The 13,463-nt window shown below is 58.4% G+C and carries 12 protein-coding genes and 1 tRNA gene; 4 read left to right on the top strand and 9 right to left on the bottom strand.

Annotated features, from left to right (window positions below):
- Positions 1 to 40: 40 nt before the first annotated feature.
- The 3 genes from GGQ85_RS01190 to GGQ85_RS01180 all read right to left on the bottom strand — a co-directional run bounded on the left by GGQ85_RS01190 (position 41) and on the right by GGQ85_RS01180 (position 3,279).
- On the bottom strand, positions 41 to 340 hold the full coding sequence (locus tag GGQ85_RS01190) for an acylphosphatase (RefSeq protein ID WP_309772930.1): 300 nt from the start codon (positions 338 to 340) through the stop codon (positions 41 to 43).
- 75 nt (positions 341 to 415) lie between these two features.
- Positions 416 to 2,431: an acetyl-CoA carboxylase biotin carboxylase subunit gene (locus GGQ85_RS01185; protein ID WP_309772928.1), complete on the bottom strand. Its 2,016-nt coding sequence runs from the start codon at positions 2,429 to 2,431 to the stop codon at positions 416 to 418.
- A gap of 275 nt (positions 2,432 to 2,706) precedes the next feature.
- On the bottom strand, positions 2,707 to 3,279 hold the full coding sequence (locus GGQ85_RS01180) for a hypothetical protein (RefSeq protein WP_079446864.1): 573 nt from the start codon (positions 3,277 to 3,279) through the stop codon (positions 2,707 to 2,709).
- A 364-nt stretch (positions 3,280 to 3,643) separates the two neighbouring features.
- Between GGQ85_RS01180 and GGQ85_RS01175 the strand changes: the two genes are divergently transcribed.
- Positions 3,644 to 4,303 (top strand): peroxiredoxin, encoded by a 660-nt coding sequence (locus tag GGQ85_RS01175; protein WP_079446865.1) that lies wholly within the window; start codon positions 3,644 to 3,646, stop codon positions 4,301 to 4,303.
- 194 nt (positions 4,304 to 4,497) lie between these two features.
- Positions 4,498 to 5,625 carry an S-(hydroxymethyl)glutathione dehydrogenase/class III alcohol dehydrogenase gene (locus GGQ85_RS01170; protein WP_079446866.1) on the top strand — a complete coding sequence of 376 codons (1,128 nt, stop codon included), beginning with the start codon at positions 4,498 to 4,500 and terminating at the stop codon, positions 5,623 to 5,625.
- 63 nt (positions 5,626 to 5,688) lie between these two features.
- On the opposite strand, the gene GGQ85_RS01165 is transcribed toward GGQ85_RS01170, so the two are convergent.
- Positions 5,689 to 7,950, bottom strand: coding sequence for a CHASE2 domain-containing protein (locus tag GGQ85_RS01165; RefSeq protein WP_309772925.1), 2,262 nt, complete (start codon positions 7,948 to 7,950; stop codon positions 5,689 to 5,691).
- Between the two features lie 385 nt (positions 7,951 to 8,335).
- Positions 8,336 to 9,676: a tetratricopeptide repeat protein gene (locus tag GGQ85_RS01160; RefSeq protein ID WP_309772923.1), complete on the bottom strand. Its 1,341-nt coding sequence runs from the start codon at positions 9,674 to 9,676 to the stop codon at positions 8,336 to 8,338.
- 326 nt (positions 9,677 to 10,002) lie between these two features.
- On the opposite strand from GGQ85_RS01160, the gene GGQ85_RS01155 reads away from it, so the two are divergent.
- Positions 10,003 to 10,079 (top strand) — tRNA-Arg (locus GGQ85_RS01155).
- A gap of 67 nt (positions 10,080 to 10,146) precedes the next feature.
- Here the strand turns inward: GGQ85_RS01155 and GGQ85_RS01150 are convergent.
- From GGQ85_RS01150 to GGQ85_RS01140, 3 genes are read right to left on the bottom strand one after another with little or no spacing between them, the layout of a single operon-like run.
- Positions 10,147 to 11,217 (bottom strand): tyrosine-type recombinase/integrase, encoded by a 1,071-nt coding sequence (locus GGQ85_RS01150; protein ID WP_309772921.1) that lies wholly within the window; start codon positions 11,215 to 11,217, stop codon positions 10,147 to 10,149.
- Complete coding sequence (locus GGQ85_RS01145; RefSeq protein ID WP_309772919.1) at positions 11,214 to 11,453, bottom strand: hypothetical protein; 240 nt, start codon at positions 11,451 to 11,453, stop codon at positions 11,214 to 11,216. Before GGQ85_RS01145 ends, GGQ85_RS01150 begins: the two co-directional genes overlap by 4 nt.
- Positions 11,453 to 12,061, bottom strand: a complete 609-nt coding sequence (locus GGQ85_RS01140) for a hypothetical protein (protein ID WP_309772917.1) — start codon at positions 12,059 to 12,061, stop codon at positions 11,453 to 11,455. Before GGQ85_RS01140 ends, GGQ85_RS01145 begins: the two co-directional genes overlap by 1 nt.
- Positions 12,062 to 12,274: 213 nt before the next feature.
- Here GGQ85_RS01140 and GGQ85_RS21060 point away from each other — a divergent pair, with 213 nt between their 5' ends.
- Positions 12,275 to 12,526, top strand: coding sequence for a DUF7662 domain-containing protein (locus GGQ85_RS21060; RefSeq protein WP_445376073.1), 252 nt, complete (start codon positions 12,275 to 12,277; stop codon positions 12,524 to 12,526).
- Between the two features lie 34 nt (positions 12,527 to 12,560).
- Here GGQ85_RS21060 and GGQ85_RS01135 read toward each other — a convergent pair whose 3' ends face one another.
- Positions 12,561 to 13,235 (bottom strand): recombinase family protein, encoded by a 675-nt coding sequence (locus tag GGQ85_RS01135; protein ID WP_309772915.1) that lies wholly within the window; start codon positions 13,233 to 13,235, stop codon positions 12,561 to 12,563.
- Between the last annotated feature and the right edge of the window lie 228 nt (positions 13,236 to 13,463).

Genomic DNA, 13,463 nt, shown 5'->3' with positions numbered 1-13,463 from the left:
CGCCCTGTGGACAGGCCAGGCTTTCGTAGCGGATCTTTGCCTACACCGTCGGAAGTTGTGAGAAGCGCTCGCCCGGCCGGATCATCTTCACGGCGTTCGCCGTCACAGCCTGGTCTTCGACCCCATCCACCCGAGCAAATTCCGGCCCGTTCTGGCACCGCGCCATCATCTCCGCGACAGCCTCGGCCGACCCTGCGAACAAAGCCTCGACGCTGCCGTCACGCCGGTTACGTACCCAGCCACCAACACCGAGGCGGATTGCTTCGCGCATCATCCAGTAGCGGAAACCAACGCCCTGAACGCGACCGCGGATCACGACCTGGCGAACTACCTCATCCATCCAGAACTCCGATCGGGCGCCGCCGGGTAGGCGCACGGTAAGCAGTTTCGGTGCATGGAGACGCCATGGGAAACCTCAGGCGAATTCGAGGATGAGCGCATCCACCGCCAGCGTCGCTCCGGGTACGGCCGCAATCGTCTTGACCGTTCCGTCTTGCTCGGCGCGCAGCACGTTCTGCATCTTCATCGCCTCGATAATCGCCAGTGTCTCGCCGGCCTTGACCTCCTGCCCTTCGGTGACGGCGATCGAGACGACGAGGCCCGGCATCGGACACAGCAGCTTTTTGCCGTTATCAGCGGCCGACACCACCGGCATAAGCCGCGCAACTGCCGCCTCGGTTTTGGTAAACACACTGATCGCGACTTCGCAGCCCTGATGCGCAAGCCGAAATCCGTTCGTGATCGGCCTCACCTGTATTGCGATCGGATGCCCGTCCAGCGTGCCCTGCCAGACCGGCTGGCCAGGCACCCATCGTGAGAGCAATCGATGCGCTTTGCCGGCACCCTCACCCGCGTCCACGAAGCAAACCGTTATGGCGTCGCCGTCACGAGAGACATCGAGCAGGATTTCATCGCGATCGAGCCAAACAGCGCGGCGGCCTTCCCTCGCCACCGGGCGGCCGTTCAACTGGCCGGAAATCTGTCGCTTGCGCTCGCCGAGCACGTGATCGATCGCAGCCGCTACCGCCGCAAGCCTGCGCGCGATCTCGCCTTCCGGCACGCGCGCGGTGAAGCCTTTCGGAAACTCCTCCGCGATGAACCCGGTCGAGAGATTACCGGCGCGCCAGCGCGCGTGACCCATCAAGGTCGACAAAAACGGAATGTTGTGTCGGATACCGTCGATGTAGAACGCATCCAGCGCATGGGCATGCGCCTCGATGGCGGCGACGCGGGACGGCCCATGAGTCACGAGCTTGGCGATCATCGGATCGTAATGAACTGTAATCTCGCCGCCCTCGCACACGCCGGTGTCGTTGCGCACGGTGACATCGTTTCGGCTGATTTCCGCCGGCGGCCGATATTTGACGAGGCGTCCGATTGAAGGAAGAAAATTGCGGAAGGGATCTTCGGCATAGACGCGCGACTCAATTGCCCATCCCGTCAGCGTCACGTCCTTCTGCGCTATCGGCAGTTTTTCTCCTGCGGCAATACGGATCATCTGCTCGACCAGATCGATACCGGTAATCAGTTCGGTGACCGGATGCTCGACCTGTAGCCGTGTGTTCATCTCGAGGAAGTAAAAGCTCTTGTCCTGCCCGGCGACAAACTCGATCGTGCCTGCCGAGTCGTAGTTTACAGCTTTGGCCAGCGCCACGGCCTGCTCGCCCATCTTGCGCCGCGTGATCTCGTCGAGCAGCGGCGACGGCGCCTCCTCGATGACTTTCTGATTTCGTCGCTGGATCGAGCACTCGCGCTCGCCAAGATGGATCACGTTGCCATGCTTGTCGCCGAGCACCTGGATTTCGATATGTCGGGGATCGACGATAAACTTCTCGATGAAGACGCGGTCGTCGCCGAACGAGGCCTTCGCCTCCGCCTTCGCCAGGTTAAAACCCTCGACGACCTGGGCGCTCGAATGCGCAATGCGCATGCCCTTGCCTCCGCCGCCCGCCGACGCCTTGATTATCACCGGATAGCCGATCTCGCCGGCTATCTTCACCGCGTGCCTGTCGTCCTCGATCACGCCGAGGAAGCCCGGCACCGTCGAGACCCCGGCCTTGGCCGCCGCCTTCTTGGATTCGATCTTGTCACCCATTGCGGCGATCGCGCCGGGATTGGGCCCAATGAAAACGACGCCGGCATCTGCAAGCGCTCGCGGAAACTCCGCGCGCTCTGACAGAAACCCGTAGCCGGGATGGACGGCCTCCGCACCGCTCTTGCGGCAGGCTTCCACGATTTTCTCAATCACGAGATAACTCTCGGCGGCCAGCGGGGCGCCTATCGGCACGGCCTCGTCGGCCATCACGACGTGAAGCGCGTCTCGATCCGCCTCCGAGTACACGGCAACGGTTTCGATGCCCATCCGGCGGGCCGATCTGATGATCCGGCAGGCGATCTCGCCGCGATTGGCGATCAGAATTCGTTTGAACATGCCTGGCGACCTGCAACCTTCGGGCGCGGTCCAATCTTCAGCACGGCGTACGCGGTCCCGCCTACGACGCTGTCATGTTTCCTCGTACAGAAAAATCAAACAGCAGCAAAGACTTTTCAGCGGGAGCGAACATCGAGGAGCCTCGATATGTCACCTTTCCGCTGACTGCCTATGACCTCGCTATCCGCTTCAGTTGTGACTGCTCGATCCGGAGCGCTCAACAAAAAGGCGGGCAAGAAGCCCGCCGTTCGTCGATTTAGTAAATTCCGCGTCCCTTACATGCCGAGGTCGAGAACGTTTGGAAGGTGCGCCAGCGGCAAGGTTGCCGCGCCAATCAGGCTGGCGACCAGTGCCATCAACTGACGATTGCTGCGGCGTTTGCCACGCATCTGGTTCGCAATCCATTCCAGCACTTCAATGTTGACGCCCACTGCCCGGGTCGGCGCCCAGCTTTCGATATCGGTATCCGGAGCCAAAGCGATGCGGCGCGCCGGCACCGGAAGCCCTGATGCGGACGCCGCGTGGTGGACGATGGCTTTAGCGAACAGATCGTCGAACCGTCCGTCATCGCTTCGCTCGGTGGCGGCATCATTGATTTCAAATAGCGCTTCAGCCTCTTCCCGGCTTACCGGCTGGTTGTCTACGGCAGCAGCCGTCAAAAGGTGCACACACCAAGACGTATCAGTGGAATCAAGCATTCTGGAGAAATGAACGCGGCCTCCGGCGGTCGGCCCCTCCCCGGTGATGACCCCGTTACGGACCTTAGCAAGCGCTGCCACCACGTCCTTCCGACTCGCAATGGCAAAAATATCGATAGGGGCGACGACGGCGGACAGGTCGGAAAGCATGGGAATGGTTCTCTTTTCTGGATCAGATCAGCAATTTCATGAGGGCATGAATCGTTCGTTAAAATTCGAACAATCTGTCGCCATGTCTCGCGTTTGATGGTCAATGAGGTTGTCGCCCCCATGGCGACCCCGGTTCAAGACGATGGCAACACCTTCCGGGGCGGATGGGGCAACATCGGGACATCTGCGATCACAATCTCGTAGGCTTTAATTCGCTGTACCTGCCAGTCGTCGACAGGAAGATGCTCCGCAACGCTCGCCAGGAGAAAAGATATTGCCCTTTTTCATTACCGGTTCCGTTTCGTCTGGCCCGAGCTTATAGTCCCGCCACCCCCGTTTAACTGTGACACGAGGACGTGAACTTATGACTTTATCGATTGGTTCGACCGCCCCTGATTTTGAAGCCGAGAGTACTGAAGGCAACATCAGCTTTCACAAGTGGCTCGGCGATAGCTGGGGGTTGTTTTTCTCACACCCCAAGGACTTCACGCCGGTCTGCACCACCGAACTCGGCGCCGTCGCCCGGCTCAAGCCGGAGTTCGACAAGCGGGGCGTCAAGCTGATCGGCATCAGCGTCGACCCAACCGACAAGCATCACCTTTGGTCCAAGGACATCGAGGAGACGCAGGGTGTCGCGCCGAACTATCCGCTGATTGCGGATGTCGATTTCAAGGTCGCCAAGCTCTACGGCATGTTGCCGGCCAGCACGTCCGGCGACGTCAACAAGCGGACGCCTGTCGATAATCAGACCGTGCGCAACATTTTCGTGATCGGTCCCGACAAGCAGGTCAAGATTGTTCTCATTTATCCGATGAGCACCGGCCGCAACTGGCAGGAGGTGCTGCGCGTCATCGACTCCTTGCAGCTCACCGCCAAACACGGCGTCTCGACGCCGTCGGACTGGAAGCAAGGCGACGATGTGTTCTTTTCGGCCGCGGTTCCGGAGGAAGAGGCCCGCAAGAAGTTCCCAAAGGGATGGAAGTCGCCGAAGCCATATTTCCGGATTGTCGAGCAGCCGAAGTAACGCGAGCTGTATTCAATCGAGAACACGCAGGAAGGGACGCCGTAGTGGCGTCCCTTCTTTTTGTTGCTGAGACATTTCGTGCCCGTCAGCCGCCCGTCATTGCGGCCTTGAAGACACGACCTTATCCTGGGCTGTAATACGCATTCCTGTGGGATGCTTTGTAATTGCAGAACGCCTGCCGAAGAGAAGTCACCATGCACGTTCGCGCCGCAGTTGCTATTGCCGCCAGCAAGCCACTTGAAGTCACGACGGTGGAACTCGATGGCCCGCGTGACGGAGAGGTCATGGTCGAGATCAAGGCGACCGGCGTCTGCCACACCGACGAGTTCACCTTGTCCGGCGCGGATCCGGAAGGATTGTTTCCGGCGATCCTCGGTCATGAGGGCGCTGGCATTGTCGTCGATGTCGGCAAGGGTGTGACCTCGGTGAAGAAAGGCGATCACGTTATTCCGCTCTACACGCCAGAATGCCGGCAATGTCCGTCATGCCTGTCGCGCAAGACCAATCTCTGCACGGCAATTCGCGCTACCCAGGGCCAGGGACTGATGCCGGACGGCACGTCGCGCTTCTCTTTGGACGGCAAGCCGATCCATCACTACATGGGCACTTCGACCTTCGCCAACTACACGGTGCTGCCCGAGATCGCGGTTGCCAAGATCCGCGAAGACGCCCCTTTCGACAAGGTCTGTTACATAGGCTGCGGCGTCACGACCGGAGTAGGCGCGGTCATTAACACCGCGAAGGTCGAACCCGGAGCCAAGGCGATCGTGTTCGGCCTCGGCGGTATCGGCCTGAACGTTCTACAAGGGTTACGGCTCGCCGGAGCCGACATGATTATCGGCGTGGACATCAACGACGACCGTAAAGCGTGGGGCGAACGCTTCGGCATGACGCATTTCGTCAACCCGACTGACGTCGGAAAGGATCTTGTCCCTCACCTGATCGATATGACGAAGTCCGGTGCTGATCAGATCGGCGGCGCGGATTATACCTTCGACTGCACCGGCAACGTGAAGGTGATGCGCCAGGCGCTGGAAGCCTGCCATCGTGGTTGGGGACAGTCGATCGTCATCGGCGTCGCACCCGCCGGCGCGGAAATTGCGACGCGGCCGTTCCAGCTCGTCACGGGTCGCGTATGGAAAGGCACGGCGTTTGGCGGCGCACGCGGCCGAACCGATGTGCCGAAGATCGTCGACTGGTACATGCAGGGCAAAATCCAGATCGACCCGATGATCACGCACGTCATGCCGCTCGACGACATCAACAGAGCGTTCGACCTGATGCGCAAAGGCGAGTCGATCCGCAGCGTTGTGATCTTCTAGAGCCTTTCCGCTTCTGGCAAGATCAGAAGCGCGGCTCCATAATTTTGATCTGACGTGTTTTCTTCACGTTGCGTGAAGCGATGTGATCTGTTCAGCCAAGCGGTGATAGAAATCCTGCATGTCCTCGCCGGCGAGCTCTTGACAACGGGCCAGGGCGACTGTCGCCTCAGGCCCCTCGCCTGTTTTGATCGCGGTCAGCAGCGCGCCGTGCTGACGCTTCAATTCGGCGAACTCTGGCGATCCCGCCATCGTATCGTCGCCAGCGATTGCATAAATTTTTGTGGGCCGTGACTTGCCTTTCAACAAGATCTCGCCCGCCTCGAGCAGCGCAATTCCTTTGACTCGTCGGGCCACGTCTTCCGAAACCAGAAGATCCACATTAAGCGCTTTGCTTGCCGACTCGATTCGTGCCGCCACGTTCACAACATCGCCCATAGCCGAATAATTAAATCGTCTCTGCGATCCCATGTTGCCGACGCAAGCCAGTCCGGCATTGATGCCGACCCCGATCTTGACGCGCGAGTCGTCGAAGCCGCGCGCAGAGAATCCAAAGACATCAGCGTCGTTGAGCGCGCCGAGCGCCGCACGCATCTTGAGCGCGGCCCGGCAGGCCCGGGTCGCATGATCGGACACGTCGACCGGCGCGTTCCAGAATGCCATGATCGAATCTCCGATGTATTTGTCGATTGTCCCCAGTTCATCCTGTATCGCGTCCGACAGCGGCGCCAGCAGCGTATTGATGAAATCGACAAGCTCCGTGGCGGTCAGAGCTTCAGAGATCGGAGTAAAACCGCGCACATCCATGAACATCACGGAAATATCGCGGGATTCCCCCCCGAGGCGCATCCCCTGCGGTGAATTTTCAAGCTGGGTCAGCAATTCCGGCGCGAGATACTGACCAAAGGCCTGCCGTACGAACTTCTTCTCTCGATCGGAGGCAACGTGAAGCACGCGCTCCACGGCGATATAGACCGCCAGCGCCGCCAGCGACGGGAAGATCGGATCAATCAAGAGGCGAAATTGCGAGAAAGCGATCCACGATCCGGCAAGCCCCGCGACAAATCCCACCACGCCGGCATAGAACGAAAACCGGGCGCCGAACATCAGGACCAGGCCGGCAACCAAGGCGCCGAACAATACGGTCAAGACGATTTCCAGTCCGTTCGTCCAGTCCGGACGCTCGATGAAGTCCTGCGCGAGGATCTGCTCGATCAACTGCGCCTGGATGGCGACGCCCGGAACCGGTCCGCCCAGAGGCGTCGCGCGTGAATCCATCAAACCCGCAGCCGATGCTCCGACGAGGACAATCGCGCCATCGATCAGCGGCTTCACCGTAGCCTCTTTAGCGGGATCAAGAATGTCTTTCACCGACACGTAACGCTGCGGCCGGTCGCGACTGAAATAGATCCGGGATTCGCCGTTGCTCGTTAACGGCAACTTGAACGCGCCTACCCGCATATCGATCAGCGCGTCGTGGCCCGTGTCACTGTCCCCGCTCGCTCCCGTGCCTCGCACGATAATGCTTTTCTGGTTCTGAGCGACCCGCAGCGCCTCAATCGCAAGGCTGGGGTAGATGCTCACGCCGTCAGAAAACACCATAGGCACCCGGCGGACGATGCCGCCGCGATCGAGCGAACTTAAATTGATGCCGCCGATACCTGCCGCCTTTTCGTTGAATATCGGCAGGCTCGACACCGTGCCGTGAAAGGGCGCAAGCACCTTCGTCGGATTGACGCCGACAAAGGCCACCCCGGCCCGGCCGGGCGGGCGGTTGTCGTTGGCGGCTCTGGTGGCGGCAAAGCCGAGTACGACCCCCGTCTTGCCGATAGCATCGGCGAACGCCTGATCGTGGTCAGGCAGGTTCGCGAGCAGCTTCATGGTTTGGTCGAGATCTGGCGCGCCGGAATCCCGCAAATCGTCGACAAGCCGGCTCGGCGTAGTTCGATCCGGCTCGGAGAAAATGACATCGTAGGCGATCACGCCCGCACCGAGATCGGCAAGCCGACGGGTCAGCGCCGCAAGACGTGTCCGCGGCCAAGGCCACTGGCCGTATTCCGAGATCGAGGCTTCATCGATATCGACGATCCGCACCGGCAGATCGGTATAGGCGCGCGGTTTGAGCCGCTGATAGGTATCGAACGTACGCTCCTTCAATTCGGTGACGATACGCGGATCATAAGCGCGCAGCGAAGTAAGCAGCACAAGGGTCGCTATCGCTGCACCGACCGCGCGAAGATTCTTGTTACGCGTCAGCCGGCGCAGACGCGCCCACGCTAACATCGTCCGCACGCGCAAGGTACTGCGCAAACGCGTTGCAGCCTTCATCGGTCCGTCTCGGCTTCAAATACGAACAGACGAATATTATGGCCGATGCAGTCTGAAAAGCCCGTCGGCTTGCGGCCCGTTTCTGCGGGCCTTCTGCGCAAGCTGAGATTGGCGCAATCAAGGGACGACGACAAAGGGTCTGAATCCGGTTCAATGATTCTGTGATCGGCTCGATAATCCGTGGAGACACAACGACATCGCGAAATGTTACCGGCACATTAGCGGAATCCATTCCGTTTGGCGTACAAAAATAGCAGTTGATTGGATGCAGCTAATAGGTAATCGCCTAATGCATCGGCGAAGAACGCGGGCGAATTCGGCGGTTCACCGTCGACTTCGTGCCGCGCGGCTTGGGCGCGAGACGTATCGGGGTTAAACCTCCGGCTCAGAACCGCGCGGCCGGTCCGATCGAGACCGAGAAGTTGTCGGTTGTATAATTCGGCAGCGACGAGTCGATCTTGGTGTACAGAATTTGAGTCCGCAAACCCACGTTCTTGTATACTTGCGCATCGAAGATCGCACCGTACCGTTGCTCTTTGTCGTTCCGTATTTGAAACGGATCGACGATCGGGTTAGGCGCATCAAAATTGGCCCAGCTGAAGCCGATCGTCGGCGCGAATACAAACTGATGCGGCGTGCCGAACACCGACAAGACAAACCCATAAGGAGAAGCCATGTCGATCGAATAGCGCTTGTATGAGTAATAATCGAAGACAGCACGATTTTGTTCGAAACCTACACGCGTCGTCCAGTGCACTGACCCGAAGCCCACGTCCGAGGTCACCACCGCCGATAGCAGGTCTCCGGTCTGTTGGGCGGCTGTCGGAAAGTTGGACGAATTCAAAAAATCACGATGCCGTTGCTCGACGAACGCCTCCAGAATGCCGCGATCGCCGAGCAGCGTGCGCGCGGAAACGCCGCCGCCGCCAGCCGAGAAATAATTGGCGTCGCCCAGCCAGGCCTGGTCTCCGATGCCGTAAAGTTTGAACGATGCGTTCTGTCCGATCGCGATGCGCGGGCCGACCACGAGCTCGACCAGACCAAGGTTGAATTGGTTGAGTTTGTATTGGCGCGAATTGATACCTAGGAAGCTCGCTTCGATGGCGTCTCCCCGCGTGCCGATCTTATAGGCGTAGTTGGCTGTAAGTGTCTGGAACATATTCCAGTCCGGACGCTTGCCGTACGCGCTGTTGAGGATTGCATCCTGACCCAGCGCGCGCACCATCAGGCTTGAGGGGCCGAGGTTAGCGTTGGTTTGGTACCGCAAGCCGGCGGTGGTAAATACGCTGAATTCGTAGCGCGCAAGCCGGCGGTCGATCTCGGTCAAATAGGCGCGGACCTGGACGCGAATGTCATCAGGGGCGTCGGCGGCCTTGATCGCCTCCTGAAAATAGCTGCGCGCCAGTTCATATGAGCCGAGCTTGAAGTACAGTACGCCCAATTCGAGTTTAACGCGCGGCAAATTCGGATTGAAGAACAGCATCCGTTCAAGGGCGCCGATAGCGGCTTCATAGTCGCCGCGTTTGACGGCTTGCTCGGCGAACTTGAAACTGGCTTCCAAATCGGAAGGGTTTTTATACATCTGCTGGAACAGCGCATCGTAATCCTGCTGAACCACGGATGCTGCGGAAATGAGAGACGTCGTCGATTGGGCCGCGGCACCCGAACAGCACGCAGTCATCGTAAACAAGACGAACGCGACTTTCGCGGTCTGAATAAGTTTCACGCCACCCACCAAAACTACTAACTTGATGCGAAGCTCCCTTCCATCTCCGTGGAAATATGGAGCAAATTCGCAACGTTATGGCGGCCAGATTAGCGACAGCCTCCCCGATTGGAACAACGATAGCCGCTGGCTGACACGATTTTAGAGCGACGTCACCTTTTTACCACACATTGATTCAATAAAATCAATAGCTTAGCGGCATAGGGCGAACCGCGGTCAGAGCAATCCTAACTCATCCAACGATCGGCCGTTGGAATACTCCCGGAAGAAGGACGGCTCGCCAAATCGCGTGACATCCGGACCCTGCAGTTCCTATAAGGAGGCCTGCGCTCGTAGCTCAGCTGGATAGAGCATCGGATTTCGATTCCGAGGGTCGGGAGTTCGAATCTCTCCGAGCGCGCCACTTAAGTGGCTGCTATGATTCATTTTTTTTAAGTTCCTTTCAGTTGGCGTTGCGTGGTTTGACACTGTCAGCTTCCCGGTTTGACTGTTTTGGTTTTCCGTTTGTTCAATTCGACGTCGAAACTTGCCACTACGCCACGCATCTTGGGCTTGAGATCCGCCAGTTTCGCGTAATGCAGAGCCATCTTCGGCTCGGCCTGACCCAAGGCATCGGCGATTGTCCGCTCGTCGTATCCCATCTCCCTGAGGATGACGGCGACGGTGTGCCTCAGGCCGTAAAGCGTCAGACCACCGCCGAGAACGCCATCCCGCCTGAGTTGACGCTGGAATTTCTGCCACGACGAATTGAAGCCGCTTTCAGTCCAAGGCCTACCGCGCGAGTTGGCGCAAAGGGTGATCGCGTCGTGCTTGGGCGCCGATGCCAAAACGGCAGCTAGATCTGTCGGGCATTGCCAGAACACCGGCTCCCCCGTTTTTGATCGTCGAGTCGCAATCTCCCCGTCCCTGTAAAAGCTTTTCGGCAGCGACAAGGCGTCCCTTGGACCCAACCCCGTAAACATCATCAATCCGATTGGCGCCCGCATATGGGCTGGCAGCCGGTCCATAACGATATGACGAGCTTCATCGCTCCAGGGCGGGTTCGCGTCGGGCAGTCCTCGTTTGCGCCGAATGCCCTTAATCCCAGTAGCAGGATTGCTGGCGACGTAGCCCCGTTCACAGCCCCAGTTGAAAAGCAGCGATAGCACGGCCTTGACGTAGTTGCCCTGTCGTCGCCCCTTTGTCGCTGCTGCCTTATCGCGAATCCGCACGACCAGTGGCCGATCGAACCTAATTAAAGGCGTGTCGGCAATCGGCTTCAGGTAGTCGAACACAGACTGATAATCAGCCCTGGTCCTCGGGGCGAGGTCGAGAAACGCAGCGTTGGCGCGGTACCTTTCAATTAGTAGGCCCAACGTCCCAGGCTTAGGCTCCGTCGCGCTCACTAGTGCGGCGATGCGGGCGCACTCCGCTATGAACTCCGCGGAGCCGAATGGGCATTTTACCAGATCAACGGCTAAACCGGTCCTGCGATGGTAGCAGCGCTTCCGACCATGACGGTCGTCAAAAATCTTGAAGCCCTTGACCCGAACTAGAGTCATGAACCAAGCCTCGCCAAGATGTCGTCAGCTTCAATCTTACCCCCAGCCTTGAGACTGTCGATCCAACCATCGAGATCCTGCACATCGTAGCGCCTATCGCCGTTTGGGAAGACGACAGCTTGGCAGGGGCATTCCATTTTGAAGCGCTTCACTGGGCGACCACAGTGGTGGGCTGCCTCAGCCTCGTTCAGCAACCGCTTAGGAATGACATTGATCTGCAAAGTTGCGCTGGACATCAGGCCGCCCCTTCACGCTCGGCTAAAGCGTTGGCAATTATCTCAAGGGCAGATCCAATAATTACTCGCTTAATTCGAAGAAAGGCGTCGAACGTGCTCTGAATCGTACCGGCGCGGTAGAACTCGATCCGTCTTGTTTTCTTTGGCGTGGTGATAATCAGATCAGCCGCGTAAGGATCGCCGCCCGCGATCGAAACCTCGAACCCGAAGTAATGCCTAGTGTCTGCCTTCTCAGTAAGATGCTGGATCACAGCGACTAGGGCTTTTCCGAATGTGTTTACCTCTTTGTCCTTGCGCCCGATAGCATTGCACAGGAATGGTAGGTCCTCGAATTTATTTCGGGGGTGGTCGCTCGACCTACCAGCGAATGGCAGTTCATAAAGTGTCCGGACGCAGTCGGCAGCGCGTCCTATTTCGTCGCAGGAAGCGATTGCCGCTAGCAGTATCGCCGCGTCCTCAGGTCCCATCAAGGCGCTGCCGCGCCCATGTCCCTTCTTTGTACGAAGACCCGCTTCCATAAGCCGACGGTCGTAATTTTTGACTGTTCCGTAGGGGATGCCCAACGCAACAGCTACCGTCCCAACCAATTCCGCCGGCGTGATCGCCATGACCGAGCCCGTTCAAGTGCCGTCATAGCAAATAAACTGATTTGCAATTCAAATGCAATGGATGCATTTAAAATTGTCTGTGGACGATCGGATGATGAGGTCGCGTATTGGCGATCTTCATCCAGTGGGCCCGACTAAAGCTCCCATCTTTGATCAATGCGGAGGTTTGCTATACTCGCCTGAACAGAGGAAAGGGCGAAGGGATGTCTGTCTATGTCTGTCTATGATCCATTGAGGCATAAGCTGGCCGCAAACGCTTCTCAGTCTCTCCAGATGTCATTTGCGGAAATCGAGATGCTGATTGGCCGGTCACTGCCACCGTCCGCATACGCATACGATGCATGGTGGGCGAACGAAGACCCGAAGAAAACGGCGCACTCGCACAGCCGAGCGTGGATTATGGCGGGATATACAGCCGAGCCGCAGCGCTTGCGGCGGACAGTGACGTTTATTCGTGAAAGCTAGAACGTCAAAATTCCACAACCAAAATGTGATGGGCCTATGCTCCAAGTCGATTCAGCACGCGCTGGACCTGGACAGCTGACCACTTGCCGGTCCCCCGAGCCGTGGGAATGCCGGCATCGTTCAATCCCTGCGCAATGTCCCGAAGGCTCGTTTTGCCCGCCGCCTGCAAGTCGTCAATTATAGGGGCGAGATCAGCAGCCCGCGAGCCAGCGCGCGCCTTTAGCGCCTCCGTAGCGAGCGCACGGCACTTATTGCCCGGTACAACACCGCGGTGGCCCCCCAGCTTCGTGCCTCGTCTTTTCGCAGCAGCCAACGCATCCCTGGTACGCTTGCTGATCATCCGCCGTTCTTCCTCGGCCACCATTGCCATGATTCCGACGGTAAGCCGATTCGCGTTCGGCATATCGGCCGCTACAAAGTCGACTCCGGCCTTCTCCAAGCCTAGCAGAAAGTGAGCATCACGAGAGAGGCGGTCCAGCTTGGCTATGACCAGCTTAGCGCCATAGGCCCTGCAGGCCCTGATTGCCTCTGCAAGCATTGGGCGATTTATGCGCTTGCCGCTCTCGACCTCCACGAACTCCTTAACCAACTTCCAATTGCCACCGTTGAGATATTCGGCGACCGACATCCGCTGCGCCTCAATCCCTAGACCTGATTTGCCCTGCCGATCAGTGCTTACGCGAAGGTAGGATATCCACTTCCCGTCCATATCGCCTCCGTTACAAATCAATCAACCGTCGTTGATTGATTTGTAACATGTCAAAGCATTAAGAACAAGCAAGCAACCCTAGGTACTACGGCCGTTTGCGAGTCGGTCTACGGCCGCGCTAGCGACAGCGCAGGCGAATCCAAAGGGATGCTTGGCTCTTTAACATTAAAGCATCACAGGGACTTCGCCGAGTTCGGCCGCGGTGCTCGCTAGTTGTATACACTGACC

It is taken from the genome of Nitrobacter vulgaris, from assembly GCF_031453995.1.
Lineage (GTDB): Bacteria > Pseudomonadota > Alphaproteobacteria > Rhizobiales > Xanthobacteraceae > Nitrobacter > Nitrobacter vulgaris.
Note: the sequence above shows the minus strand (reverse complement) of the source record. Positions and strands in the feature narration are given on the sequence as shown.